The organism is Streptomyces silvae (assembly GCF_016745505.1).
Classification (GTDB): domain Bacteria; phylum Actinomycetota; class Actinomycetes; order Streptomycetales; family Streptomycetaceae; genus Streptomyces; species Streptomyces silvae.
This window is the reverse complement of sequence record NZ_JAERUC010000086.1, coordinates 60,596-84,804: the sequence shown is the minus strand read 5'-3', so window position 1 is coordinate 84,804 and position 24,209 is coordinate 60,596. Positions and strand designations below refer to the sequence as shown.

Below are 24,209 nucleotides of genomic sequence, written 5' to 3'. Positions count from 1 at the left end.
TGCCCCGGACGGTGACGGCGGCTCTCTGTCCCCCCGACCAGTGGAGACCGCATGCCCGGCCTGCCCGCCGCCCGCCGCACCGTACTGAAGGGCGCCGCTCTCGCCGGTGCCGCCGGGCTGGGAGCGGCAGCCTGTTCGACCGATTCGAAGCTCGGCCACGCACAGACGCCCACGCCCACCGCACCCGTGGAGCTCGGCGCCGCCGAGGAGGTCCCGGTCGGCGGGGCGAAGCTCTACCGGGAGCAGCGGGTCGTCGTGAGCTGCCAGGCCGCCGGGCAGTACAAGGCCTTCAGCGCACAGTGCACCCACGCCGGCTGCCTCCTGGACAAGATCGAGGACAACGAGGGCAACTGCCCCTGCCACGGCAGCCGCTTCGACGTGACCACGGGCAAGGCGGTCCAGGGCCCGGCCACCGTGCCGCTGCCCTCCGTCCCCGTGAAGGTCGAAGGCGGAAGGCTTGTCGCGGGCCCCGAGGCCTGACCGGACAGCCGGTTCCCGGCCCCCGGCGCCCGGCGGGGCCTGCCCCGGGTTCCCGGGGGCCCGGAAATGCCGCTCTGTCACCGCCCGCAAGTAGGGTGTCAGACATGGCAGACCCCTCCAGCTACCGCCCCAAGCCGGGACAGATCCCCGACTCCCCGGGGGTCTACAAGTTCCGTGACGAGCACCGCCGGGTGATCTACGTCGGCAAGGCGAAGAACCTGCGTCAGCGCCTGGCCAACTACTTCCAGGACCTGGCCGGTCTCCACCCGCGTACGCGCACGATGGTGACCACGGCCGCCTCCGTGGAGTGGACCGTGGTGTCCACCGAGGTCGAGGCGCTCCAGCTGGAGTACTCCTGGATCAAGGAGTTCGACCCCCGGTTCAACGTCAAGTACCGCGACGACAAGAGCTATCCCTACCTCGCGGTCACGCTCAACGAGGAATTCCCCCGCGTCCAGGTCATGCGCGGTGCGAAGAAGAAGGGCGTGCGCTACTTCGGTCCGTACGGGCACGCCTGGGCGATCCGCGAGACCGTCGACCTGATGCTCCGGGTCTTCCCCGTGCGCACCTGCTCCGCCGGCGTCTTCAAGAACGCCGAGCGCACCGGCCGCCCCTGCCTCCTCGGCTACATCGGCAAGTGCTCCGCCCCCTGCGTCGGACGGGTCACCCCCGAGGAACACCGGGATCTGGCCGAGGACTTCTGCGACTTCATGGCAGGCCGTACGGGCACGTACATCCGCCGCCTGGAGAAGGACATGATGCAGGCGGCGGAGGAGATGGAGTACGAGCGGGCGGCCCGGCTGCGCGACGACGCGGAGGCGCTGAAGCGGGCCATGGAGAAGAGCGCCGTCGTGCTCGCCGACGCCACCGACGCCGACCTGATCGCCGTCGCCGAGGACGAGCTCGAAGCGGCGGTCCAGATCTTCCACGTCCGCGGCGGGCGTGTGCGCGGCCAGCGCGGCTGGGTCACCGACAAGGTCGAGGCCGTCGACACCGCGGGCCTGGTGGAACACGCGCTCCAGCAGCTCTACGGCGAGGAGACGGGCGACTCCGTCCCCAAGGAGGTGCTGGTCCCGGCGCTCCCCGAGGACCCCGACGCCGTGTCCCAGTGGCTCGCGGACCGCAGGGGCTCCCAGGTCAGCCTGCGCATCCCGCAGCGGGGCGACAAGAAGGACCTCATGGGCACGGTCCAGCGCAATGCCCAGCAGGCGCTCGGGCTGCACAAGACCAAGCGCGCGTCCGACCTCACGACGCGCTCCCGCGCCCTGGAGGAGATCGCGGAGGCGCTCGGCCTCGACACCGCGCCGCTGCGCGTCGAGTGCTTCGACATCTCGCACCTCCAGGGTGACGACGTGGTCGCGTCCATGGTGGTCTTCGAGGACGGCCTCGCACGCAAGAGTGAGTACCGCCGCTTCCAGATCAAGGGCTTCGAGGGCCAGGACGACGTCCGGTCGATGCACGAGGTCATCGGGCGCCGCTTCAAGCGCTACCTCCAGGAGAAGGAGCGGACGGGGGAGTGGGAGGACACCCCGGCGCCCACCGGGGCCGTCCCGGCTCCCGGTGGTACCGGTGAAACAGATGGGGCCGATGAGGCAGGCGGGACCGCTGAGGCGCCTGGGACCGTTGAGGCAGGCGGGACAGGTGAGACGCCTGGGTCCGCTGAGACGTCCAGGAACGCTGAGACGCCCAGGACCGGTGAGCCCGGCCCCGGGACGGTGGCGCCCCCCGCGCAGGACCCCGTCACCGTCCGGGAGGAGCCCCGCGAGGACGACGGACGCCCCAAGCGCTTCGCCTACCCGCCCCAGCTCGTCGTGGTCGACGGAGGGCAGCCCCAGGTCGCCGCCGCCAAGCGCGCCCTGGACGAGCTGGGCATCGACGACATCGCCGTCTGCGGTCTCGCCAAGCGCCTCGAAGAGGTCTGGGTCCCCGACGACGACGATCCGGTGGTCCTGCCCCGCTCCAGCGAGGGCCTCTATCTGCTCCAGCGCATCCGGGACGAGGCCCACCGCTTCGCCATCACCTACCAGCGGGCCAAGCGGGCCAAGCGCATCCGCAGCAGTCCCCTCGACGACGTCCCGGGCCTCGGCGAGACCCGCAAGCAGGCGCTGATCAAGCACTTCGGCTCCGTCAAGAAGCTGAGGCAGGCGACAATCGACGAGATCTGCGAGGTGCCGGGGATAGGGCGCAGGACCGCGGAATCGGTGGCCGCCGCCTTCGCCACGGCCGCCCCGGCCGCACCCGCCGTGAACACCGCCACTGGAGAGATCATTGAAGAGGACGACGGGGGCAGCAGGACATGACCGAGCACGCGCATGAACACCGGAACGAACGCGGTCGAGCAGACGGAGCAGCACACGTGAGTACGGGAAGCACCACGGAGAAGGCCGAGGCCACCACGCCCGCCATCCCCGAGCTGGTGATCATCTCCGGAATGTCGGGCGCCGGGCGCAGCACCGCCGCCAAGTGTCTGGAGGACCTCGGCTGGTTCGTCGTGGACAACCTGCCGCCCGCGCTGATCCCCACGATGGTGGAGCTCGGCGCCCGGTCCCAGGGCAACGTCGCCCGCATCGCCGTCGTCGTCGACGTACGGGGGCGCCGGTTCTTCGACAACCTCCGGGAGTCCCTGGCCGATCTGGAGGCGAAGAACGTCACCCGGCGGATCGTCTTCCTGGAGTCCTCCGACGACGCCCTCGTACGCCGTTTCGAATCGGTCCGGCGCCCGCACCCGCTCCAGGGAGACGGCCGCATCGTCGACGGCATCGCGGCCGAGCGTGACCTGCTGCGTGAGCTGCGCGGCGACGCCGACCTGGTCATCGACACCTCCAGCCTCAACGTGCACGAGCTGCGGGCCAAGATGGACGCCCAGTTCGCCGGCGACGAGGAGCCCGAGCTGCGGGCGACGGTGATGTCGTTCGGCTTCAAGTACGGCCTTCCGGTCGACGCCGACCTCGTCGTCGACTGCCGCTTCCTGCCGAATCCGCACTGGGTCCCCGAGCTCCGCCCCTTCACCGGGCTCAACGAGGAGGTGTCCGACTACGTCTTCGACCAGCCGGGCGCCAAGGAGTTCCTCAACCAGTACACGGAGCTGCTCCAGCTCATCGCCGCCGGTTACCGCCGTGAGGGCAAGCGTTACGTGACCATCGCCGTGGGCTGTACGGGCGGCAAGCACCGTTCCGTGGCGATGTCGGAGAAGCTGGCCGCCCGGCTGGCCACGGAGGGGATCGAGACCGTCCTCGTCCACCGGGACATGGGGCGAGAGTGAGCAGTCGCAATCTGCGCCAGCGCCGGCTGAGCAGGGCCACGGCCGCGCTCTCCGGCCGTAAGCGCGGCGCACAGCCCAAGGTCGTCGCCCTCGGCGGCGGCATGGGGCTGTCGGCCTCGCTCACGGCGCTGCGCCGGATCACCGGCGATCTCACGGCCGTGGTGACCGTCGCCGACGACGGCGGCTCCAGCGGCCGGCTCCGCGAGGAGCTCGGTGTCCTCCCGCCGGGAGACCTGCGCAAAGCGCTCGCCGCGCTCTGCGGCGACGACGAGTGGGGCCAGACCTGGGCCCAGGTCATCCAGCACCGCTTCGAGTCCAAGGGCGATCTGCACGAGCACGCGGTGGGCAATCTGCTCATCGTCGCCCTCTGGGAACAGCTGGGCGACCATGTCCAGGCCCTCGACCTGGTCGGCAAGCTGCTCGGGGCCCACGGCAGGGTGCTGCCGATGTCCGCCGTCCCCCTGGAGCTCCAGGCCCTCGTGCGGGGGCACGACCTGGAGCGCCCCGAGGAGGTCGTCACCGTGCGCGGCCAGGCGACGGTGGCGCTGACCCCCGGCGAGGTGCAGTCCGTCCACCTCGTGCCCGCCGACCCGCCGGCGGTCCCCGAAGCGGTGGCCGCGGTGCTCGACGCCGACTGGGTGGTGCTCGGCCCGGGGTCCTGGTTCTCCTCCGTGATCCCGCATCTTCTGGTGCCCGAACTGCTGGACGCACTGGTCACCACGAAGGCCCGTAAGGTCCTCTCGCTGAACCTCGCACCACAACCCGGTGAAACAGAAGGCTTCTCACCGCAGCGTCATTTGGAGGTTTTGGGACGACACGCCCCTAAACTCGCCATGGACGTGGTGCTGGCCGACGAGGCCGCCGTGCCCGACCGTGAGTCCCTCGCCGATGCCGCACAGCGGCTCGGAGCCGCGGTCGAGCTGGCCCCCGTGGCCTCACCCGACGGCGTTCCGATTCATGATCCGGAGCTGTTGGCCGCCGCGTACGACCGTATTTTTCGGATGCATGGAAGGATCGGCCCATGGCGATGACGCCAGCGGTGAAGGACGAAGTCTCTCGGCTTCCCGTGACCCGGACCTGCTGCAGAAAGGCAGAGGTTTCGGCGATTCTTCGGTTCGCGGGCGGGCTGCACCTGGTGAGCGGCCGGATTGTGATCGAGGCCGAGCTGGACACGGCCATGGCGGCCCGCCGGCTCAAGCGGGACATCCTCGAGATCTTCGGGCACAGCTCGGAGCTGATCGTGATGGCTCCCGGCGGCCTGCGCCGGGGCTCCCGCTACGTCGTACGAGTGGTGGCGGGCGGCGACCAGCTGGCACGCCAGACCGGCCTGGTGGACGGCCGCGGCCGCCCCATCCGCGGCCTCCCCCCGCAGGTGGTCTCGGGGGCCACCTGCGACGCGGAGGCGGCCTGGCGCGGTGCCTTCCTGGCGCACGGCTCGCTCACCGAGCCCGGACGTTCCTCCTCGCTCGAGGTGACCTGCCCCGGCCCGGAGGCCGCGCTCGCCCTGGTCGGGGCCGCACGCAGGCTCTCCATTGCGGCCAAGGCCCGCGAGGTGCGCGGCGTCGACCGTGTCGTCGTCCGTGACGGTGACGCCATCGGTGCCCTGCTGACCCGCCTCGGCGCCCATGAGTCGGTGCTGGCCTGGGAGGAGCGCCGGATGCGGCGGGAGGTCCGCGCCACGGCCAACCGGCTCGCCAACTTCGACGACGCCAACCTCCGCCGCTCCGCCCGCGCCGCGGTCGCCGCCGGCGCCCGGGTGGGGCGCGCCCTGGAGATCCTGGGCGAGGAGGTCCCCGAGCACCTCGCGGCGGCCGGACGGCTGCGCATGGAGCACAAGCAGGCCTCCCTGGAGGAGCTGGGAGCGCTCGCCGACCCGCCGCTGACCAAGGACGCGGTCGCGGGCCGGATCAGGCGCCTGCTGGCCATGGCGGACAAGCGGGCCCAGGACCTCGGCATCCCCGGGACGGAGTCGACGCTCAGCGAGGAGCTGGCCGACGGCCTCGTGGGCTGAGAGCGGCAGGAGGCCCCGGCCTGGAGGTGTCACCCCCGGCCGGGGCCTCAGCCATTCCCCCGTGAACCAGGAGGCGCGAGCATCCCGTATGACCCATGAGGGACGAGGCATCACGTGTGACTCATGAGGCGAGAGAGTCATGCGGTGGTGAATTTTCAAGGAATGGATTGCGAGCGCCACCCCGCACGAATGAGCGGCGATCTCCGTAGTTCCGCCGTCCATGTCTCCCGAAAGTGCGCAGCGGGGTGTGCGGCCGAACGGGCGCATTTATCGATTGAGTGCCCCTCCGCACAATTGAGCGTGGCACTTACGGTTCGCCGCGTCCCCCTCCGGATGAATATGCCCCGGAGGCCATTCCGGCCGCCCCCTCAGGGTGGAATCCCGGCAGCTGATCCCGTGTCAGCTCCCCTCCCGGTGACTCCCGGTGATATGCCCCCGGAGGCCGTCGCGCGCTGCCGTGGCAGCGCAAGGGGACTGGATCGGGAGGGTGTTGACGCTTCGTGACGTGCGGCGAACGGTGGGCGCCCCCGCCGCCCTCCGCGACCGGAATCCGTTACTCCTACTCGGGAGTAAGGGGATCCCTTTTCGCACCACCGCTCTCGATGTCACTCCCGGGCCTTCGGAGAGGTAGGGTCGGAGGCGGTCGGGGACATCCCTATAAAACTCGCCGGCATCGAAACCGGCGTTCCTAACGAGGAGATCGGTTCGTGACGATCCGCGTAGGCATCAACGGCTTTGGCCGCATCGGTCGTAACTACTTCCGCGCGCTGCTGGAGCAGGGTGCGGACATCGAGATCGTGGCTGTCAACGACCTGGGTGACACTGCGACCACGGCTCACCTGCTGAAGTACGACACCATTCTGGGTCGTCTCAAGGCAGAGGTCAGCCACACCGCCGACACCATCACCGTCGACGGGCACACCATCAAGGTGCTCTCCGAGCGCAACCCGGCCGACATCCCCTGGGGTGAGCTGGGCGTCGACATCGTCATCGAGTCGACCGGCATCTTCACCAAGAAGGCCGACGCCGAGAAGCACATCGCCGGTGGCGCCAAGAAGGTCCTCATCTCGGCTCCGGCCAAGGACGAGGACATCACCATCGTGATGGGCGTCAACCAGGACAAGTACGACGCGGCCAACCACCACGTCATCTCCAACGCCTCCTGCACCACCAACTGTGTGGCGCCGATGGCCAAGGTTCTCGACGAGAACTTCGGCATCGTCAAGGGCCTGATGACGACGGTCCACGCGTACACGAACGACCAGCGCATCCTGGACTTCCCGCACTCGGACCTGCGCCGCGCCCGCGCCGCCGCCGAGAACATCATCCCGACCACGACGGGCGCCGCCAAGGCGACCGCGCTGGTCCTCCCGCAGCTCAAGGGCAAGCTCGACGGCATCGCGATGCGCGTCCCGGTCCCGACCGGTTCCGCCACCGACCTCGTCGTGACCCTTCAGCGCGAGGTCACCAAGGACGAGGTCAACGCCGCGTTCAAGAAGGCGGCCGACGACGGCGACCTCAAGGGCTTCCTGACGTACACCGAGGACCCGATCGTGTCCTCGGACATCGTCGGCGACCCGTCGTCCTGCACCTTCGACTCCTCCCTGACCATGGTCCAGGAGGGCAACACGGTGAAGATCCTCGGCTGGTACGACAACGAGTGGGGCTACTCCAACCGCCTCGTCGACCTGACCGTCTTCGTCGGCGGCCAGCTCTGATCCTAGGATCGGCAGGCATCCAGGTGTGATGTGAGGGGCTCGGACGGCGCGACGCGGCGCCGTTCGAGCCCCCTCGCATGCTCATCCGTCCTTCCAAGGAGTATGGGAACAGAGATGAAGACGATCGACGAACTTCTCGCCGAAGGGGTCGCGGGCAAGCGGGTATTCGTCCGCGCCGACCTCAACGTGCCGCTGGACGGCACCACGATCACCGACGACGGCCGCATCCGCGCCGTCCGCCCGACGATCGCCGCGCTCGCCGAAGCCGGCGCGCGGGTCGTCGTCGCCTCGCACCTGGGCCGCCCCAAGGGCACCCCGGACCCGGCCTTCTCGCTGGCCCCCGCCGCCGCGCGCCTCGGCGAGCTGCTCGGCACCGAGGTCGCCTTCGCGACCGACACCGTCGGCGAGTCAGCCCGCGCGACCGTCGCCGGCCTCACCGACGGCCAGGTCGCCGTCATCGAGAACCTCCGCTTCAACCCCGGCGAGACGTCGAAGGACGACGCCGAGCGCGGCGCCTTCGCCGACCAGCTCGCCGAGCTCGCCGACGTCTACGTGGGTGACGGCTTCGGCGCCGTCCACCGCAAGCACGCCTCGGTCTACGACCTCCCGGCCCGGTTGCCGCACGCGGCCGGCGGTCTGATCGCCACCGAGGTCGGCGTCCTGAAGAAGCTCACCGAGGACGTTGCGCGCCCGTACGCCGTGGTCCTCGGCGGTGCCAAGGTCTCCGACAAGCTCGGCGTGATCGACCACCTGCTGGAGAAGGCCGACCGCATCCTGATCGGCGGCGGCATGGCGTACACCTTCCTCAAGGCCAAGGGTCACGAGGTCGGCATCTCGCTGCTCCAGGAGGACCAGGTCCCGGCCGTCCAGGGCTACCTCAAGCGGGCCGAGGAGCTCGGCGTGGAGTTCGTGCTCCCCGTCGACGTCCTGGTCGCGGGCGAGTTCCCGGACCTGAAGACGAAGGCCCCGGCCCACCCCACCACGGTTGCCGCGGACGCCATCCCGGCCGACCAGGAGGGCCTGGACATCGGCCCGGAGACCCGCAAGCTGTACGCGGACAAGCTCGCCGACGCGGCCACCGTCTTCTGGAACGGCCCGATGGGCGTCTTCGAACACCCCGACTACGCCGAGGGCACCAAGGCGGTCGCCCAGGCCCTCGTCGACTCCGAGGCCTTCAGCGTCGTCGGCGGCGGGGACTCCGCGGCCGCCGTCCGCATCCTGGGCTTCGACGAGAACGCATTCGGACACATCTCGACCGGTGGCGGCGCCAGCCTCGAATACCTCGAGGGCAAGACGCTTCCCGGCCTCGCCGCACTGGAGGACTGACCTTTCATGACCACTCGCACCCCGCTCATGGCGGGCAACTGGAAGATGAACCTCAACCACCTCGAGGCCATCGCCCACGTCCAGAAGCTCGCCTTCGCCCTGGCCGACAAGGACTACGACGCGGTCGAGGTCGCCGTCCTGCCGCCCTTCACCGACCTGCGCTCCGTGCAGACGCTGGTCGACGGCGACAAGCTGAAGATCAAGTACGGCGCCCAGGACATCTCGGCGCATGATTCCGGCGCGTACACCGGTGAGATCTCCGGCCCGATGCTCGCCAAGCTGAAGTGCACGTTCGTGGCCGTCGGCCACAGCGAGCGCCGCCAGTACCACGGCGAGAACGACGAGATCTGCAACGCCAAGGTGAAGGCCGCCTTCAAGCACGGCCTGACCCCGATCCTCTGCGTCGGCGAGGGCCTGGACATCCGCAAGGCCGGTGACCAGGTCTCCTACACGCTGGCGCAGCTCGACGGAGCGCTGAAGGACATCCCGGCCGAGCAGGCCGAGACCATCGTGATCGCCTACGAGCCGGTCTGGGCCATCGGGACCGGCGAGGTCGCCACCCCCGAGGACGCGCAGGAGGTCTGCGGTGCGATCCGCGGCCGTCTCGCCGAGCTGTACTCGCAGGAGCTGGCCGACGCCGTCCGTATCCAGTACGGCGGCTCGGTGAAGTCGGGCAACGTCGCGGCCATCATGGCGCAGCCCGACGTGGACGGCGCCCTCATCGGCGGTGCCGCACTCGACGCCGACGAGTTCGTCAAGATCGTCCGCTTCCGCGACCAGTGAGTATGCGGTAGCGCGGATCCGTCGTACCCTTGCGGGGGCCGAGGGGGGTATACCCCCGGGCCCCCGCTGTTCGTACATGCAGTCCTAGGAATTCCGGAAAGTAGGGACCAGCCGTGGTTTTGGCGTTCGAGATCGCCCTGATCGTCTTCAGCCTGCTGCTGATGCTGCTGGTGCTGATGCACAAGGGAAAGGGCGGCGGCCTTTCCGACATGTTCGGTGGGGGAATGCAGTCCTCCGTGGGCGGCTCTTCGGTCGCCGAGCGGAACCTCGACCGCATCACCGTCGTGGTCGGTCTGGCCTGGTTCGCGTGCATTGTCGTCCTTGCTCTGCTCATCAAGCTGGACAGCTGACCCGTCGTTCGCGATTCCCGGTGACGGTGTAACTCCTTTCACTGGACGCGCGTTGGGCCTTACGTAGACTGGGGCATCTTCGAGCACCATCACGCAGGGAGTTACGACCGTGGCAAGTGGCAACGCGATCCGGGGAAGCCGGGTCGGAGCGGGGCCGATGGGGGAGGCCGAGCGCGGCGAGTCCGCGCCACGGGCCCGCATCTCCTTCTGGTGCTCGAACGGGCACGAGACGCAGCCGAGCTTCGCCCATGACGCGCAGGTACCGGAGACCTGGGACTGCCCGCGCTGCGGCTTCCCGGCAGGACAGGACCGGGACAGCCCGCCGGCTCCGCCCCGCACCGAGCCGTACAAGACGCACCTGGCGTACGTGCGCGAGCGGCGCAGCGACGCGGACGGCGAGGCGATCCTCGCCGAGGCACTCGCGAAACTCCGCGGCGAGATCTGAGACTTTTCACCGGCCGGTCACCCCCTGGGTGCCCGGCCGGAATCCGTATGCCGCCCACCAGCTCGCCGATGCCCCGTCGCACCCTCCAGATCAATTAGGTTGGAGGGGCAGCGGGGAAGGTTGCAGGTACGAGAGAAGTGGGCGATTTCCGGGATGAACGCACAAAGCCGAACCAAGCTCAACCAGATGCCCGAGTGGACGGCTCTCGGTAAGCACCGTGAGGAGTTCGGGGGGACGCATCTGCGGCAGCTGTTCGCGGACGCGCCGGACCGGGGGAAGCAGTACACCCTCCGCGTCGGCGACCTCCACATCGACTACTCCAAGCACCTGGTCACCGACGAGACGCTGCGTCTGCTGCGCGAGCTCGCCGCCGCCACCGACGTGGCCGGGCTGCGGGACGCGATGTTCCGCGGCGAGAAGATCAACACGACCGAGGACCGCGCCGTCCTGCACACCGCGCTCCGTGCCCCCCGGGGCGCCGTGGTCGAGGTCGACGGCGAGAACGTGGTGCCCGCCGTGCACGACGTCCTGGACCGGATGGCAACGTTCTCGGACCGGATCAGGGCCGGCGAGTGGACCGGCCACACCGGCAGGCCGATCAAGAACATCGTCAACATCGGCATCGGCGGCTCCGACCTCGGACCCGCCATGGCGTACGAGGTGCTGCGCTCCTTCACGGACCGCTCGCTGACCGTCCGCTTCGTGTCGAACGTCGACGGCGCCGACCTCCACGAGGCGGTGCAGGGCCTCGACCCGGCCCAGACGCTCTTCATCGTCGCGTCCAAGACGTTCACGACGATCGAGACCATCACCAACGCCACCTCCGCCCGTGACTGGCTCCTGACCGAGCTGAGGGCCGGTCAGGACGCCGTGGCCAAGCACTTCGTGGCGCTGTCGACCAACGCGGAGAAGGTCGCGGACTTCGGCATCGACACGGCCAACATGTTCGAGTTCTGGGACTGGGTCGGAGGCCGGTACTCCTTCGACTCGGCGATCGGCCTGTCGCTGATGATCGCCATCGGCCCCGACCGGTTCCGCGAGATGCTCGACGGCTTCCACCTCGTCGACGAGCACTTCCGCACCGCCCCCGCGGAGGAGAACGCCCCGCTGCTGCTGGGCCTGCTGGGCATCTGGTACGGCGAGTTCTTCGACGCCCAGTCGCACGCGGTGCTGCCCTACAGCCACTATCTGTCCAAGTTCACCGCGTACTTGCAGCAGCTGGACATGGAGTCCAACGGCAAGTCCGTGGACCGCGACGGGAATCCGGTGGAGTGGGAGACCGGCCCGGTCGTCTGGGGCACCCCCGGCACCAACGGCCAGCACGCCTACTACCAGTTGATCCACCAGGGTACGAAGATCATCCCGGCCGACTTCATCGGCTTCGCCGCACCGGTCCACGACCTGCTGCCCGGGCTGATCGCCCAGCACGACCTGCTGATGGCCAACTTCTTCGCCCAGACCCAGGCCCTCGCCTTCGGCAAGACGCCCGAGGAGGTCCGCGCGGAGGGCGTGCCCGAGGAGCTCGTGCCGCACAAGACGTTCCGCGGCAACCACCCGACGACCACGATCCTCGCGGACCGTCTCACCCCGTCGGTGCTCGGCCAGCTGATCGCCCTGTACGAGCACAAGGTCTTCGTCCAGGGCGCCGTCTGGAACATCGACTCCTTCGACCAGTGGGGCGTCGAGCTCGGCAAGGTCCTCGCCAAGAAGATCGAGCCGGTCCTCACCGAGGGCACGGGCGGCGAGCAGCTGGACAGCTCCACGGCCGCGCTCGTCTCGACGTACCGCGCGCTGCGCGGCCGCTGAGCGATGACCACGGGGGAGGGGACGGTACGGCTCAGGCCGCCGCGCAACCGGCCGGACCGCGGTGCCGTCGGGTGGTGGCGGGCCCAGTGGCTGCTGCTGACGGCGGCCCCGGTGGCGGTCCTGGGCATCCTCGGGGCGTTCATCGCCCCGGCCAGGTTCTGGCTGTGGACGCCCGCAGCCGTGCTGGCGGTCCTCGGACTGTCCTGCGCCGTCCTCTTCCCCCTCTGGTGGTTCCGTATCCACCGCTGGGAGGTCACCGACGAGGCCGTCTACGTACGGACCGGGGTCCTCCTGCGGGAATGGCGGATCGCGCCGATGTCCCGCATCCAGACCGTGGACACCGTGCGCGGCCCGCTGGAACAGCTCTTCGGGCTGGCCACGGTCACCGTCACCACCGCCTCCGCCAAGGGCGCGGTGAGGATCGAGGGCCTCGCCCACGACACGGCCGCCGACCTCGCCGAGCGGCTCACCCGGATCACCCAGGACACCCCGGGTGACGCGACATGAGCACCGCCGCCGACGCGACCGGCCCTCCCTGGCGGCGGATCCACCGGCGCACGGTCCTCGTCACCGCGCTCGTCACGGCGGGGGTGGCCGTGGGCGCCGCCGTCCCGGCCGTGGCGGGGCTGTCCGGGCGGCTGGGCTATCCCGCGGCCATCGGCTGGGCCCTGGCCGGAGCCGCCCTCCTGATCGGCTGCGCCACCGCCGGTGACTACGTGCGCTGGCGGCGCACCCGCTACCGCGTCGGTGGTGAACGGGTCGAGCTGCACACCGGTCTCCTGCTGGTCAAACGGCGTTCCCTGGCCCGCGAGCGGATCCGCAGCGTCGACCTGACCGCACACCCGCTGCAACGGATACTCGGCCTGGTCACGGTCCGGATCGGCACCGGTGACCAGACCGGCGGCGAGTCCACGCTGGAACTCGACCCCGTCGCCCGTGCCGAGGGCGAGCGGCTGCGCCGCGACCTCCTCGACCGTGCCCTCCATGAGGCCCCCGGAACGCACCGCGACGGCGAACTCGCCCGGTTCGACCTCCGCTGGATCCGCTACGCGCCCGTCTCCTTCGTCGCCCCCATGCTCGGGGGCGCGGCGGTCGGCGGTGTCCTTCAGATCAGCGACTGGGTCGGTGCGCAGGGCGAGGTGATCGACTGGGTCGCCGACCGCTTCCGGGACACCCCGCTGGTCTGGGCGATCGTCGTCCTGGTCCTGGCGGCGCTGGTCTCGGGCGTCGTCGGAGCGCTCGGCCTCTGGGCCGAGATGTGGTGGAACTACCGCCTGGAACGCGAACCCGGCGGCACCCTGCGGGTGCGGCGCGGGCTGCTGACCTCCCGCTCGCTGTCCGTCGAGGAACGGCGGCTGCGCGGGGTGGACCTGGTGGAGCCCCTGGGCGTACGGCTGACCGGCGCCGCCCGGCTGGACGCCATCACCACGGGCCTGGCGAAGGACGAGGAGGCCCAGGGGGCCGACCACAACACCCTGCTGCCGGCCGCGCCCCGGCCCTTCGTCGACGCGATCGCCGTCGAGGTGCTGCGCGAGCCACTCGCACCGACCGGCGCCCCGCTCACGCCGCACCCGCCCGCCGCCCGCGCCCGGCGGCTTCGCCGGGCCCTCACGGCGGCCCTCGCACCCGTGCTGGTCCTGACGGCCCTTGGCGTGCTGCTGACGCCCGTCCTGCTGTGGATCGCGCTCGGCTGCGCCGTCGTGGGCCTGCCGCTCTCCGTGGCGCTCGCCCTCGACGCGTACCGCTCACTGGGCCACACGCTCAGCGGCGGGTATCTGGTGACCCGCTCCGGCACCGTCCGGCGGTCCACCGCGGCCCTGCAGCGGTCCGGCGTGATCGGCTGGACCGTGCGGCAGTCCTGCTTCCAGCGCCGCGCCGGGCTGCTCAGCGTCACCGCCACCACGGCCGCCGGAGCGGGCGCCTACACGGCGCGCGACACCGATGCCTCCGAGGGGCTGGCCTTCGCCTCCGAGGCCGTCCCGGGGCTGCTGGAGCCGTTCCTCGTACGCGACTGACACACGCGAGAGGCCTGGTCCGGCTCCGGGGGAGCGGACCAGGCCTCTTTCCGTACGTGCCTACGCCGAAGCGGGCGGATACAGCGCGCGCGGCAGCCGGGAGGCAGCCGCGCCGTCCAGCAGCCACAGCGTGCGGCTGCGGCCGTACGCTCCCGCCGCCGGGGCCTGGATCTCCCCGGCCCCGGACAGCGCGATCTCCGCCGCCTCCGCCTTGTCCTCACCCGCGGCCAGCAGCCACACCTCGCGCGCCGCCCGGATGGCGGGCAGCGTGAGCGAGACACGGGTGGGCGGCGGCTTCGGAGCGCCGTGCACCCCGACCACGGTGCGCTCGGTCTCGCGCACCGCCGGCAGCTCCGGGAAGAGCGACGCGACATGCGTGTCCGGGCCGACGCCCAGCATCAGCACGTCGAACGTCGGTACGGCCCCGTGGTCCTCCGGGCCCGCGGCGGCGGCGAGCTCCGCCGCGTACCCCGCGGCCGCGGAGTCGGCGTCGTTGCCGTACGGCCCGTCGGAGGCGGGCATCGCGTGGACCCGCGCGGGGTCCAGCCCCACCTCGTCCAGCAGGGCCTCGCGGGCCTGCGTGACATTGCGCTCCGGATCGCCCTCGGGCAGGAACCGCTCGTCACCCCACCACAGGTCGAGCCGCGACCAGTCGATCGCGTCCCGGGCGGGCGAACCGGCGAGCGCGGCCAGCAGGCCGTTGCCGTTGCGCCCGCCGGTGAGGACCACCGAGGCGGAACCACGGGCGGCCTGGGCGTCCACGATCTTCGTGATCAGCCGGGCCGCCGCGGCCTGGGCCATCAGCTCCTTGTCGCGGTGCACGACGAGCTGCGGGGCACTCACTTCGACGCCGTCTTCTTGGCCGCCGCCTTCTTCGCGGCAGGCGCGGCCGAACCGGCCGGCTCGGCCCGCTTCTGCCCCGTACCGACGGACGACGCCTCGGTGGGACCGCCGAGGCGCTCCACGCCGAACTTCACCGTCGCCTCGTAGATGTTGTCCGGGTCCAGACGGCGCAGCTCCTCCGCGAGGAGCTCGGCGGTCTCCCGCCGCTTCAGCGCGACCGCACGGTCCGGCTGCCCGGCCATGCAGAGCGTCGCCAGCGAGCCGTCGGCCCGGTCCAGGACGATGTCGCCGTTCTTCGTCGCCATCCGGACGGCCGTCAGACCCGGGCCGCCGGACAGCGTGCGCTCCACCGGGACCCCCAGCCGGTCCGCCAGCCACATGGCCAGCAGTTCACAGCTCGGGTTGTCCGACTCGCCCTCGACGGTCGCCGAGACGACCTGCGCGGGCTGCTGGTCGAGCGCCGCCGCCAGCATCGAACGCCACGGCGTGATGCGCGTCCAGGCCAGGTCGGTGTCCCCGGGCCGGTACGTCGCCGCGCGCACCGACAGCTCGTCGAGCGGGTGCTCGGCGGAGTAGGTGTCGGTGATACGGCGCTGGGCGAGCGCGCCCAGCGGGTCCCTGGCCGGGTCGGCCGGGGCGTCCTCGGGCCACCACACCACGACCGGGGCGTCCGGCAGCAGCAGCGGGAGGACGACGGACTGGGCGTGGTTGGCCAGCTCACCGTGGAGACGCAGCACCACGGTCTCGCCCGAACCCGCGTCGGAACCGACCCGGAGCTCGGCGTCGAGCCGTGCGTCGCGCCGGGCGCGCGGCGACTTGCTGACCCGCTTGATCACCGCGATGATCCGCGACGGGTGCTCGCGGGAGGAGTCGCTCGCCGCCCGGAGCGCGTCGTAGGCGTTCTCCTCGTCGGTGACGATGACGAGGGTGAGCACCATGCCGATGGCGGGCGTGCCGATGGAGCGGCGCGCCGAGACCAGGGCCTGGTTGATCTTGCTGGACGTGGTTTCCGTGAGATCGATCTTCATGGCCGGCGCCAGCTCCGTCCGTCGCGTGCGAGCATCTCGTCGGCCTCGGCCGGTCCCCAGGTGCCGGCCGCGTACTGGGCGGGCTTGCCGTGCTTGTCCCAGTACTCCTCGATCGGGTCGAGGATGTTCCAGGAGAGCTCGACCTCCTGGTGGCGCGGGAAGAGGTTGGCGTCACCGAGCAGGACATCGAGGATGAGCCGCTCGTACGCCTCCGGGCTGGACTCCGTGAAGGACTCGCCGTAGGCGAAGTCCATCGTGACGTCCCGGACCTCCATGGACGTGCCGGGCACCTTGGAGCCGAACCGGACCGTGACGCCCTCGTCGGGCTGCACCCGGATGACCAGGGCGTTGCCGCCGAGCTCCTCCGTCGCACCGGACTCGAAGGGCAGATACGGGGCGCGCTTGAAGACGACCGCGATCTCGGTGACCCGACGGCCGAGGCGCTTGCCGGTACGGAGATAGAACGGGACGCCGGCCCAGCGGCGGTTGTTGATCGTCAGCTTGATCGCGGCGAAGGTGTCGGTCTTCGACTTGGGGTCGATACCGTCCTCCTCCAGATAGCCGAGCACTTCCTCGCCGCCCTGCCAGGCGTGCGCGTACTGCCCGCGCACCGTGTGCTTGCCCAGGTCCTCGGGCAGCTCCACCGCCGTGAGCACCTTCAGCTTCTCGGCGACCAGCGCCTTCGGGTGGAAGGAGCCGGGCTCCTCCATCGCCGTCAGCGCCAGCAGCTGGAGCAGGTGGTTCTGGATGACGTCACGAGCCGCGCCGATGCCGTCGTAGTAACCGGCCCGGCCGCCGATGCCGATGTCCTCGGCCATCGTGATCTGGACGTGGTCGACGTACGACCTGTTCCAGATCGGCTCCCACATCGTGTTGGCGAAGCGCAGCGCCAGGATGTTCTGGACCGTCTCCTTGCCGAGGTAGTGGTCGATGCGGAAGACCTCGTTCGGCGGGAAGACGTCGTGCACGAGCTGGTTCAGCTCCTGCGCGCTCTCCAGGTCGTGCCCGAACGGCTTCTCGATGACGGCCCGTCGCCAGCTGCCTTCCTTCTGGTCGGCCAGCCCGTGCTTCTTGAGCTGCTGGACGACCTTGGGGAAGAACTTCGGCGGTACGGACAGGTAGAAGGCGAAGTTGCCGCCCGTGCCCTGCGCCTTGTCGAGCTCCTCGATCGTCGCCCTGAGGGTCTCGAACGCGACGTCGTCGTCGAAGTTGCCCTGCACGAAGCGCATGCCCTGGCTGAGCTGCTGCCAGACCTCTTCGCGGAAGGGGGTGCGGGAATGCTCTTTCACGGCGTCGTGGACGACCTGGGCGAAGTCTTCGTCCTCCCAGTCGCGGCGCGCGAAGCCGATGAGCGAGAAGCCCGGCGGCAGCAGGCCGCGATTGGCCAGGTCGTAGACGGCGGGCATCAGCTTTTTACGGGACAAATCGCCCGTGACGCCAAAGATCACCAGGCCCGACGGCCCCGCGATACGCGGGAGCCGTCGGTCCTGGGCGTCACGGAGCGGGTTGGCTCCGGGAACACCAGACAAGGTGGTCAGCCCTTCGAAGGAGCGAGGCGCTCGAGCTCGGCCTCGGTCGACTTGAGCAGGTCGTTCCAGGCGGCCTCGAACTTGTCGACGCCCTCGTCCTCCAGCAGCTGGACGACGTCGTCGTAGCTGACCCCGAGCTTCTTGACCGCGTCGAGGTCGGAACGCGCCTGGTCGTAGCCACCGGCCACGGTGTTGCCGGTGATGTCGCCGTGGTCGGCCACGGCCTCCAGGGTCGCCTCCGGCATGGTGTTCACCGTGTTCGGGGCGACGAGGTCGTCGACGTACAGGGTGTCCTTGAGGGACGGGTCCTTCACGCCGGTGGAGGCCCACAGCGGGCGCTGCTTGTTGGCGTGCGCCTTGTCGAGGGCGGCCCAGCGGTCACCCGCGAAGACCTCCTCGTACGCCTCGTAGGCGAGGCGGGCGTTGGCGAGGGCGGACTTGCCCTTCGCCGCCTTGGCCTCGTCGGTGCCGATCGCGTCGAGGCGCTTGTCGATCTCGGTGTCCACGCGGGACACGAAGAACGAGGCGACCGAGTGGATCTTGGAGAGGTCCAGGCCCGCGGCCTTCGCCTTCTCCAGGCCCGCCAGGTAGGCGTCCATGACCTCGCGGTAGCGCTCCAGCGAGAAGATCAGGGTCACGTTGACGCTGATGCCCCGCCCGATGGTCTCCGTGATCGCCGGCAGGCCGGCCTTGGTCGCCGGGATCTTGATGAGCGTGTTCGGCCGGTCCACCAGCCAGGCCAGCTGCTTGGCCTCGGCGACCGTGGCCAGGGTGTTGTGCGCCAGGCGCGGGTCGACCTCGATGGAGACCCGGCCGTCCTGGCCGTCCGTCGCGTCGAAGACCGGGCGCAGGATGTCGGCGGCGTCGCGGACGTCCGCCGTGGTGATCATCCGGATGGCTTCCTCGACCGTCACCTTGCGGGCGGCCAGGTCCGTGAGCTGCTGGTCGTAACCGTCGCCCTGGGAGATCGCCTTCTGGAAGATCGACGGGTTGGTCGTGACACCCACGACGTGGCTCTGGTCGATGAGCTCGGCCAGGTTGCCGGACGTGATCCGCTTGCGCGACAGGTCGTCCAGCCAGATCGCCACGCCCTCGTCGGAGAGGCGCTTGAGTGCGTCTGTCATGAGAATTGCATCTCCTACTAGTCGTATAACCGCGTCAGCGCGCAGCGGAGGCGAGAGATTCCCGGGCGGCTTCCACCACGTGCGCGGCGGTGAAGCCGAACTCGCGGAAGAGGACCTTGGCGTCCGCCGACGCACCGAAGTGCTCCAGCGAGACGATCCGGCCCGCGTCACCCACATACCGGTACCAGGTGAGGCCGATACCCGCTTCGACGGCGACCCGTGCCTTCACGGACGGCGGAAGCACGCTGTCCTTGTACGCCTGGTCCTGCTCCTCGAACCACTCGACACACGGCATCGAGACCACACGGGTCGGCACACCGGCCGCCTGGAGCTCGTCGCGGGCCTCGACGGCCAGCTGGACCTCGGAGCCCGTGGCGATCAGAACGGCCTGCGCGTCGCCGCCCTCGGCGTCGAAGAGCACGTAACCGCCCTTGGCGGCGTTCTCGTTCGCCGCGTAGGTGGGCAGGCCCTGGCGGGACAGCGCCAGACCGTGCGGGGCGCTCTTCCCGTAGTCCTTCTTGCCGCGCTTGAGGATCTCGCGCCAGGCGGTCGCCGTCTCGTTGGCGTCCGCGGGGCGGACGACATTCAGGCCGGGGATCGCGCGCAGCGAGGCGATGTGCTCGACCGGCTGGTGCGTCGGGCCGTCCTCGCCGAGGCCGATGGAGTCGTGCGTCCACACGTACGTCACCGGGAGGTGCATCAGTGCGGAGAGGCGCACGGCGTTGCGCATGTAGTCGGAGAACACCAGGAAGGTGCCGCCGTAGATGCGGGTGTTGCCGTGCAGCGCGATGCCGTTCATGGCCGCGGCCATGGAGTGCTCGCGGATGCCGAAGTGGATCGTCCGGCCGTACGGGTCGGCCTCGGGCAGCGGGTTGCCTGCCGGGAGGAACGACGACGTCTTGTCGATCGTGGTGTTGTTCGAGCCCGCGAGGTCGGCGGAGCCGCCCCACAGCTCGGGGATGACACCGCCGAGCGCCTGGAGGACCTTGCCGGAGGCGGCACGCGTGGCGACAGCGTGGCCGGCCTCGAAGACCGGGAGCTCGTCCTCCCAGCCGGCGGGCAGCTCGCCCGCGGCGATGCGGTCGAAGTCGGCGGCGCGCTCCGGGTTGGCGGTACGCCAGGCGGCGAAGGACTTCTCCCACTCGGCCTTGGCCTCGCGGCCGCGGTCCAGCGCCTCACGGGTGTGCGCGATGACCTCGTCGGCGACCTCGAAGGTCTTCTCCGGGTCGAAGCCGAGCACCCGCTTCGTGGCCGCGATCTCGTCGTCGCCGAGCGCCGAGCCGTGCGCGGCCTCGGTGTTCTGGGCGTTCGGGGCGGGCCAGGCGATGATCGAGCGGGCCGCGATGAACGACGGGCGCTCCGTCTCGGCCTTGGCGGCCTGCAGCGCGCGGTACAGACCCTCGGGGTCCAGGTCGCCGCTGGGCAGCTGGTCCACACGCTGGACGTGCCAGCCGTAGGACTCGTAGCGCTTCAGGGTGTCCTCGGAGACCGCGGTCTCGGTGTCGCCCTCGATCGAGATGTGGTTGTCGTCCCACAGCAGCACCAGGTTGCCGAGCTTCTGGTGGCCCGCCAGCGAGGACGCCTCGGCCGAGATGCCCTCCTGGAGGCAGCCGTCACCGGCGATGACCCAGATGGTGTGGTCGAACGGGGAGGTGCCGGGGGCCGCCTGCGGGTCGAAGAGACCGCGCTCGTAGCGGGAGGCCATCGCCATGCCCACGGCGTTGGCGACGCCCTGGCCCAGCGGGCCGGTCGTCGTCTCGACGCCCGTGGTGTGGCCGTACTCCGGGTGGCCCGGCGTCTTGGAGCCCCAGGTGCGGAACGCCTTGAGGTCGTCCAGCTCCAGGCCGTACCCGGCGAGGTAGAGCTGGATGTACAGCGTCAGGCTGGAGTGGCCCGCGGACAGCACGAAGCGGTCGCGTCCGGTCCAGTCCGCGTCCGCCGGGTCGTGGCGCATCACCTTCTGGAAGAGGGTGTACGCGGCAGGAGCGAGGCTCATCGCCGTACCCGGGTGGCCGTTTCCGACTTTCTGTACGGCGTCCGCGGCGAGGACGCGGACGGTGTCCACGGCCCGCTGGTCCAATTCGGTCCACTGGAGGTCTGTGGTGGTCGGCTTGGTGCTCACCCTGAGTCAGGGCTCCTCTCCACTGTTGTAAACCGGTGACTGGTTACCGCACCGGGCAATGTCGAGCCTACCCCCGTCCCAAGGCCGTACTTCTGCCCTTTCCACAGTGCGGGCGACCTGCGGAGTTCGCCTCCCGTATGAGCGCCGCCGTTCACTTCTGCGCCACCCCAACACGACCCCACCCCCGCGAAGAGCGGCGTATGCCCAACGTCTACAGTGGTCTGGTTCGCGCAAGTCTTTACTGGGCCTTCACGCCCGGAGCTTGCTGGGATTTCTCTGTCAGGGGTGTGCGTGACGGCCGTCGAGTCCCGACCCGCAGGGGTCGCCTTGACTCCGAGCCCAGGGGGCCATCGCCCGTCCGGGGCCCGCATCAAGGCATTCGTGGCTCTTACCAAGCCGCGCATCATCGAGCTGCTGCTGATCACCACCGTTCCGGTGATGTTCCTCGCCGCTCAGGGCGTGCCCGATCTTTGGCTCGTAGTTACCACCACCATCGGCGGATATCTCTCCGCGGGCGGTGCCAATGCGCTCAACATGTATATCGACCGCGACATCGACGCGCTGATGGACCGTACGTCCCAGCGCCCGTTGGTCACGGGGATGGTGAGCCCCCGCGAGTGCCTCGCCTTCGGAATCGCCCTCGCGGTGATTTCCACGGTCTGGTTCGGGCTGCTCGTCAACTGGCTCTCCGCAGCCCTCTCACTCGGCGCACTTCTGTTCTACGTCGTCGTCTACACGATGCTGCTGAAGCGCCGGACCTCGCAGAACATCGTCTGGGGCGGAATCGCGGGCTGCATGCCGGTCCTCATCGGCTGGTCCGCCGTGACCAATTCGATGAGCTGGGCCGCGGTCATCCTTTTCGCCGTGATCTTCTTCTGGACGCCGCCGCACTACTGGCCGCTGTCGATGAAGGTCAAGGAGGACTACGCCCGGGTCGGCGTCCCGATGCTCCCGGTCGTCGCCTCCAACCGGGTGGTGGCCCGCCAGATCGTCGTCTACAGCTGGGTGATGGTCGGCGTCTCGCTGCTCCTCACTCCTCTGGGCTACACGGGCTGGTTCTACACGGCGGTCGCCCTGCTGACCGGAGGCTTCTGGCTCTGGGAGGCCCACGGCCTGCAGAACCGGGCGAAGTCCGGCGTGACGGGCGCCAAGCTCAAGGAGATGCGGCTGTTCCACTGGTCCATCACCTATGTCTCGCTCCTCTTCGTCGCCGTCGCCGTGGACCCCTTCCTGAGGTAGTCCCGCACGCACCGGAGCTCCGCCGACGGGCGGGGGACGTGGCCCAGGCCACGCCCCCCGCCCGTCGCCAGTCCACCTACCCGTCGGTAGCATCCTGTCCATGGCAGAGACGGCAGAGCCCCAGACGCAGCAGACGGACGACAGCAAGCACGCGGCGCGCGCGGAGCGCAGGGCTGCGAAGCTCGCCAAGCAGATCGGATCCTTCGCCAAGGCGCACGGCGGCGCCGAGGGGCAGCTCGCCCACCTCGGCGAGATGGGCACCCGCATCGTGCTGGTCGGCGAGGACGGCGACTGGGGGGACCTGGTGGCGCCCTCCTACGCCGTGGCCGAGAGCGCCACGCAGAAGGCCGGGATCACGGTCCACGAGGACTTCGACGGCGAGTTCGCGGCCAAGGTCCGTACGGGCCCGTACGAGTGGTCCCGGATGGCGGGCATCCAGGTCGGCGGCCCGTCCAACGACAAGGCCTGAGCGCTGAGCCGGGCCGGCGGCCCGGTCCACGGCGAGGCCTAGGACTCCCCGGGTTCGGCCGGCCGCGGGGCCGGCCCGAACTCCGCCCCCTGGCCGCGGGCCCAGGCCTCCCAGCCGTCCGCGTCGGTCGGGGTGGAGTAGTCGTCCGGGGAGTCGGTGTCCTTCGCGCGTACGAGGACGCCCGTGCACCCGGAACAGTGCCGGATCGCCGAGCCCGAACGGCCGCTGCCCGCGGGCGCGTACGCGCGCTCCGCGAACGCCGCGGCCCTCTCGCGGGCCCTGAGCCGTGCCCGTACCCGCCGCCGGGCCAGGAGCACCAGGACGGGAACGAGCAGGAGTTCGAGCAGGACCAGCTTCCAGGAGAAGCCGGCCACCAGCAGCAGTACCCCGGCCACCGGTATCAGCAGGGGTGCGCGGGTGGGTACCGCGGGCAGCTCGTCGCGGCGCAGCGGCTGGGCGCGGTCCTTGAAGGCCCCTACGTCGTAGCTCTTCTCGTAGAAACAGGCCATGCGGTGTTCCCCGGAGCACGAGCCCATCGCCCCACCTTCCCCCGGACGGACGCGCGGTCGTCGACCGGGACCATGGTGGAGGGCGGGGCGGCACCCGTCCAGAGGACGGACGCACCCTGTCCGAAACGCCGGGCGGAACGTGCCGGGGAGGCGCTCTTGCTCAGTGCGCGGCGGCGTGCTCCGGCAGGTCTCCGGCAGCCGTGGGCGCGGGAATGCCGGTGCCGGCCACCGGGCGCTCGCGCAGCGACAGCAGCAGACGCAGTACGGCGATCCACAGCAGGGCCGAGCCGAGCATGTGGAGGCCGACCAGGATCTCCGGCACGTCGTTGAAGTACTGCACGTACCCGATGCCGCCCTGCGCCACCAGCACGATCAGCAGGTCACGGGCGCGGGCCCGGGTGTCCACGGGGGCGTCCACGACACGCAGGGCGAACCACATCGCGACGGCCAGGGCGCAGACGACCCAGGCGGCGACGGCGTGGACATGGGCGGCGGCGCTCCAGTCCCACGGCATGCGCGGTACGTCGCTGCTGTCGCCCGCGTGCTTGCCGGAGCCGGTCACCGTGGTGCCGAGCACGATCAGCACGACCGTGGTGGCGACGATCGCCCAGGACAGCTGCCGCACCGGGCGCGGGGCGCGCGGACGCGGTGCGCCGTCGCCCTCGCCGATCCGCACCCAGGTGAGCACGGCCACCGTGAGCAGGCAGTTGGCGAGCAGGAAGTGCCCGGCCACCGACCACGGGTTGAGGCCGGCCCAGACCGTGATCCCGCCGATGACGGCGTTCCCCATCACCAGCCAGAACTGCGACCACGCCAGACGGGTGAGACCACGCCTGCGGGGCTTCAGGGAGCGCGCCGCGATGATCGCCCAGCCGACCGCGGCCGACAGGACGTAGGTGAGCATCCGGTTGCCGAACTCGATCGCGCCGTGCAGTCCCTGCTCGGGCGTCGCGAAGAGGCTGTCGTCGGTGCACTTGGGCCAGGTGTCGCATCCCAGGCCGGAACCGGTCAGCCGGACCGCGCCGCCGGTGATGATGATGAACACGCTCATCACCACCGCGGTGAGTGCGGCGCGCTTGGCCGTCCTCACCGACGGAGTCCAGCGCTTGGCGATGTAGGAGATGGGGGTTTCCACGCGCACCATCGTAAG

The 24,209-nt window shown here is 70.3% G+C and carries 22 protein-coding genes; 15 read left to right on the top strand and 7 right to left on the bottom strand.

Going from position 1 to position 24,209, the window contains the following annotated elements; translation table 11 throughout:
• Positions 1-51: 51 nt before the first annotated feature.
• The 13 genes from JKV81_RS12740 (at position 52) to JKV81_RS12680 (ending at position 14,196) form a co-directional block, all read left to right on the top strand.
• Positions 52-480: a Rieske (2Fe-2S) protein gene (locus JKV81_RS12740; RefSeq protein WP_129262026.1), complete on the top strand. Its 429-nt coding sequence runs from the start codon at positions 52-54 to the stop codon at positions 478-480.
• Between the two features lie 104 nt (positions 481-584).
• A complete protein-coding gene (gene uvrC, locus JKV81_RS12735; protein WP_202075922.1) occupies positions 585-2,780 on the top strand; it encodes an excinuclease ABC subunit UvrC in 2,196 nt (731 codons plus the stop codon).
• Complete coding sequence (rapZ, locus tag JKV81_RS12730) at positions 2,777-3,742, top strand: RNase adapter RapZ (RefSeq protein WP_124277032.1); 966 nt, start codon at positions 2,777-2,779, stop codon at positions 3,740-3,742. The genes uvrC and rapZ overlap by 4 nt, the downstream gene beginning before the upstream one ends.
• Positions 3,739-4,773, top strand: coding sequence for a gluconeogenesis factor YvcK family protein (locus JKV81_RS12725; protein WP_099176121.1), 1,035 nt, complete (start codon positions 3,739-3,741; stop codon positions 4,771-4,773). The genes rapZ and JKV81_RS12725 overlap by 4 nt, the downstream gene beginning before the upstream one ends.
• The gene (gene whiA, locus JKV81_RS12720) at positions 4,764-5,753 is read left to right on the top strand and encodes a DNA-binding protein WhiA (RefSeq protein ID WP_018104603.1); all 990 of its coding nucleotides are present in this window, start codon (positions 4,764-4,766) and stop codon (positions 5,751-5,753) included. The genes JKV81_RS12725 and whiA overlap by 10 nt, the downstream gene beginning before the upstream one ends.
• Positions 5,754-6,460: 707 nt before the next feature.
• Positions 6,461-7,471, top strand: coding sequence for a type I glyceraldehyde-3-phosphate dehydrogenase (gap, locus tag JKV81_RS12715; RefSeq protein ID WP_099176120.1), 1,011 nt, complete (start codon positions 6,461-6,463; stop codon positions 7,469-7,471).
• Between the two features lie 114 nt (positions 7,472-7,585).
• Complete coding sequence (locus tag JKV81_RS12710) at positions 7,586-8,797, top strand: phosphoglycerate kinase (protein ID WP_129262022.1); 1,212 nt, start codon at positions 7,586-7,588, stop codon at positions 8,795-8,797.
• A gap of 6 nt (positions 8,798-8,803) precedes the next feature.
• Positions 8,804-9,580, top strand: a complete 777-nt coding sequence (gene tpiA, locus JKV81_RS12705) for a triose-phosphate isomerase (protein ID WP_129262020.1) — start codon at positions 8,804-8,806, stop codon at positions 9,578-9,580.
• A gap of 113 nt (positions 9,581-9,693) precedes the next feature.
• Entirely contained in the window at positions 9,694-9,930 is a 237-nt protein-coding gene (secG, locus tag JKV81_RS12700; protein ID WP_014156893.1) for a preprotein translocase subunit SecG, read from the top strand.
• Positions 9,931-10,039: 109 nt separating this feature from the next.
• Positions 10,040-10,375 (top strand): RNA polymerase-binding protein RbpA, encoded by a 336-nt coding sequence (locus JKV81_RS12695; RefSeq protein WP_099176117.1) that lies wholly within the window; start codon positions 10,040-10,042, stop codon positions 10,373-10,375.
• A gap of 153 nt (positions 10,376-10,528) precedes the next feature.
• Positions 10,529-12,181 carry a glucose-6-phosphate isomerase gene (gene pgi / locus JKV81_RS12690; RefSeq protein WP_129262018.1) on the top strand — a complete coding sequence of 551 codons (1,653 nt, stop codon included), beginning with the start codon at positions 10,529-10,531 and terminating at the stop codon, positions 12,179-12,181.
• Positions 12,182-12,184: 3 nt separating this feature from the next.
• Complete coding sequence (locus JKV81_RS12685; protein WP_202075920.1) at positions 12,185-12,688, top strand: PH domain-containing protein; 504 nt, start codon at positions 12,185-12,187, stop codon at positions 12,686-12,688.
• Positions 12,685-14,196 (top strand): PH domain-containing protein, encoded by a 1,512-nt coding sequence (locus tag JKV81_RS12680; RefSeq protein ID WP_202075918.1) that lies wholly within the window; start codon positions 12,685-12,687, stop codon positions 14,194-14,196. Before JKV81_RS12685 ends, JKV81_RS12680 begins: the two co-directional genes overlap by 4 nt.
• 60 nt (positions 14,197-14,256) lie before the next feature.
• Here JKV81_RS12680 and pgl read toward each other — a convergent pair whose 3' ends face one another.
• Genes pgl through tkt form a run of 5 tightly spaced genes read right to left on the bottom strand, consistent with a single transcriptional unit; the run spans position 14,257 to position 20,842 of the window.
• Positions 14,257-15,039, bottom strand: a complete 783-nt coding sequence (gene pgl / locus JKV81_RS12675; RefSeq protein ID WP_124277038.1) for a 6-phosphogluconolactonase — start codon at positions 15,037-15,039, stop codon at positions 14,257-14,259.
• The gene (gene opcA, locus JKV81_RS12670; protein WP_129262013.1) at positions 15,036-16,067 is read right to left on the bottom strand and encodes a glucose-6-phosphate dehydrogenase assembly protein OpcA; all 1,032 of its coding nucleotides are present in this window, start codon (positions 16,065-16,067) and stop codon (positions 15,036-15,038) included. Before opcA ends, pgl begins: the two co-directional genes overlap by 4 nt.
• Positions 16,064-17,596 carry a glucose-6-phosphate dehydrogenase gene (zwf, locus tag JKV81_RS12665; protein ID WP_124277040.1) on the bottom strand — a complete coding sequence of 511 codons (1,533 nt, stop codon included), beginning with the start codon at positions 17,594-17,596 and terminating at the stop codon, positions 16,064-16,066. Before zwf ends, opcA begins: the two co-directional genes overlap by 4 nt.
• Positions 17,597-17,601: 5 nt before the next feature.
• Positions 17,602-18,720: a transaldolase gene (gene tal / locus JKV81_RS12660; protein WP_202075910.1), complete on the bottom strand. Its 1,119-nt coding sequence runs from the start codon at positions 18,718-18,720 to the stop codon at positions 17,602-17,604.
• 34 nt (positions 18,721-18,754) lie between these two features.
• Positions 18,755-20,842, bottom strand: a complete 2,088-nt coding sequence (gene tkt / locus JKV81_RS12655; RefSeq protein WP_129262011.1) for a transketolase — start codon at positions 20,840-20,842, stop codon at positions 18,755-18,757.
• Positions 20,843-21,127: 285 nt separating this feature from the next.
• Here tkt and JKV81_RS12650 point away from each other — a divergent pair, with 285 nt between their 5' ends.
• Both JKV81_RS12650 and JKV81_RS12645 read left to right on the top strand, forming a co-directional pair.
• On the top strand, positions 21,128-22,081 hold the full coding sequence (locus JKV81_RS12650) for a heme o synthase (RefSeq protein ID WP_161198838.1): 954 nt from the start codon (positions 21,128-21,130) through the stop codon (positions 22,079-22,081).
• A 100-nt stretch (positions 22,082-22,181) separates the two neighbouring features.
• Positions 22,182-22,550 (top strand): hypothetical protein, encoded by a 369-nt coding sequence (locus JKV81_RS12645; protein ID WP_129262009.1) that lies wholly within the window; start codon positions 22,182-22,184, stop codon positions 22,548-22,550.
• Positions 22,551-22,588: 38 nt separating this feature from the next.
• Here JKV81_RS12645 and JKV81_RS12640 read toward each other — a convergent pair whose 3' ends face one another.
• Together JKV81_RS12640 and JKV81_RS12635 are read right to left on the bottom strand one after the other, a co-directional pair.
• A complete protein-coding gene (locus tag JKV81_RS12640) occupies positions 22,589-23,059 on the bottom strand; it encodes a hypothetical protein (protein ID WP_129262007.1) in 471 nt (156 codons plus the stop codon).
• A 160-nt stretch (positions 23,060-23,219) separates the two neighbouring features.
• A complete protein-coding gene (locus tag JKV81_RS12635; RefSeq protein WP_124277045.1) occupies positions 23,220-24,203 on the bottom strand; it encodes a COX15/CtaA family protein in 984 nt (327 codons plus the stop codon).
• Between the last annotated feature and the right edge of the window lie 6 nt (positions 24,204-24,209).

What these genes read in the sequence shown, in the direction of transcription:
- JKV81_RS12685 (WP_202075920.1), top strand. Translation starts at nt 12,185, where the DNA reads ATGACCACGGGGGAGGGGACGGTACGGCTCAGGCCGCCGCGCAACCGG.
- rapZ (WP_124277032.1), top strand. Translation starts at nt 2,777, where the DNA reads ATGACCGAGCACGCGCATGAACACCGGAACGAACGCGGTCGAGCAGAC.
- pgi (WP_129262018.1), top strand. Translation starts at nt 10,529, where the DNA reads ATGAACGCACAAAGCCGAACCAAGCTCAACCAGATGCCCGAGTGGACG.
- uvrC (WP_202075922.1), top strand. Translation starts at nt 585, where the DNA reads ATGGCAGACCCCTCCAGCTACCGCCCCAAGCCGGGACAGATCCCCGAC.
- opcA (WP_129262013.1), bottom strand. Translation starts at nt 16,067, where the DNA reads ATGAAGATCGATCTCACGGAAACCACGTCCAGCAAGATCAACCAGGCC.
- JKV81_RS12640 (WP_129262007.1), bottom strand. Translation starts at nt 23,059, where the DNA reads ATGGCCTGTTTCTACGAGAAGAGCTACGACGTAGGGGCCTTCAAGGAC.
- JKV81_RS12710 (WP_129262022.1), top strand. Translation starts at nt 7,586, where the DNA reads ATGAAGACGATCGACGAACTTCTCGCCGAAGGGGTCGCGGGCAAGCGG.
- JKV81_RS12635 (WP_124277045.1), bottom strand. Translation starts at nt 24,203, where the DNA reads ATGGTGCGCGTGGAAACCCCCATCTCCTACATCGCCAAGCGCTGGACT.
- tal (WP_202075910.1), bottom strand. Translation starts at nt 18,720, where the DNA reads ATGACAGACGCACTCAAGCGCCTCTCCGACGAGGGCGTGGCGATCTGG.
- JKV81_RS12740 (WP_129262026.1), top strand. Translation starts at nt 52, where the DNA reads ATGCCCGGCCTGCCCGCCGCCCGCCGCACCGTACTGAAGGGCGCCGCT.
- JKV81_RS12645 (WP_129262009.1), top strand. Translation starts at nt 22,182, where the DNA reads ATGGCAGAGACGGCAGAGCCCCAGACGCAGCAGACGGACGACAGCAAG.
- JKV81_RS12680 (WP_202075918.1), top strand. Translation starts at nt 12,685, where the DNA reads ATGAGCACCGCCGCCGACGCGACCGGCCCTCCCTGGCGGCGGATCCAC.
- tpiA (WP_129262020.1), top strand. Translation starts at nt 8,804, where the DNA reads ATGACCACTCGCACCCCGCTCATGGCGGGCAACTGGAAGATGAACCTC.
- whiA (WP_018104603.1), top strand. Translation starts at nt 4,764, where the DNA reads ATGGCGATGACGCCAGCGGTGAAGGACGAAGTCTCTCGGCTTCCCGTG.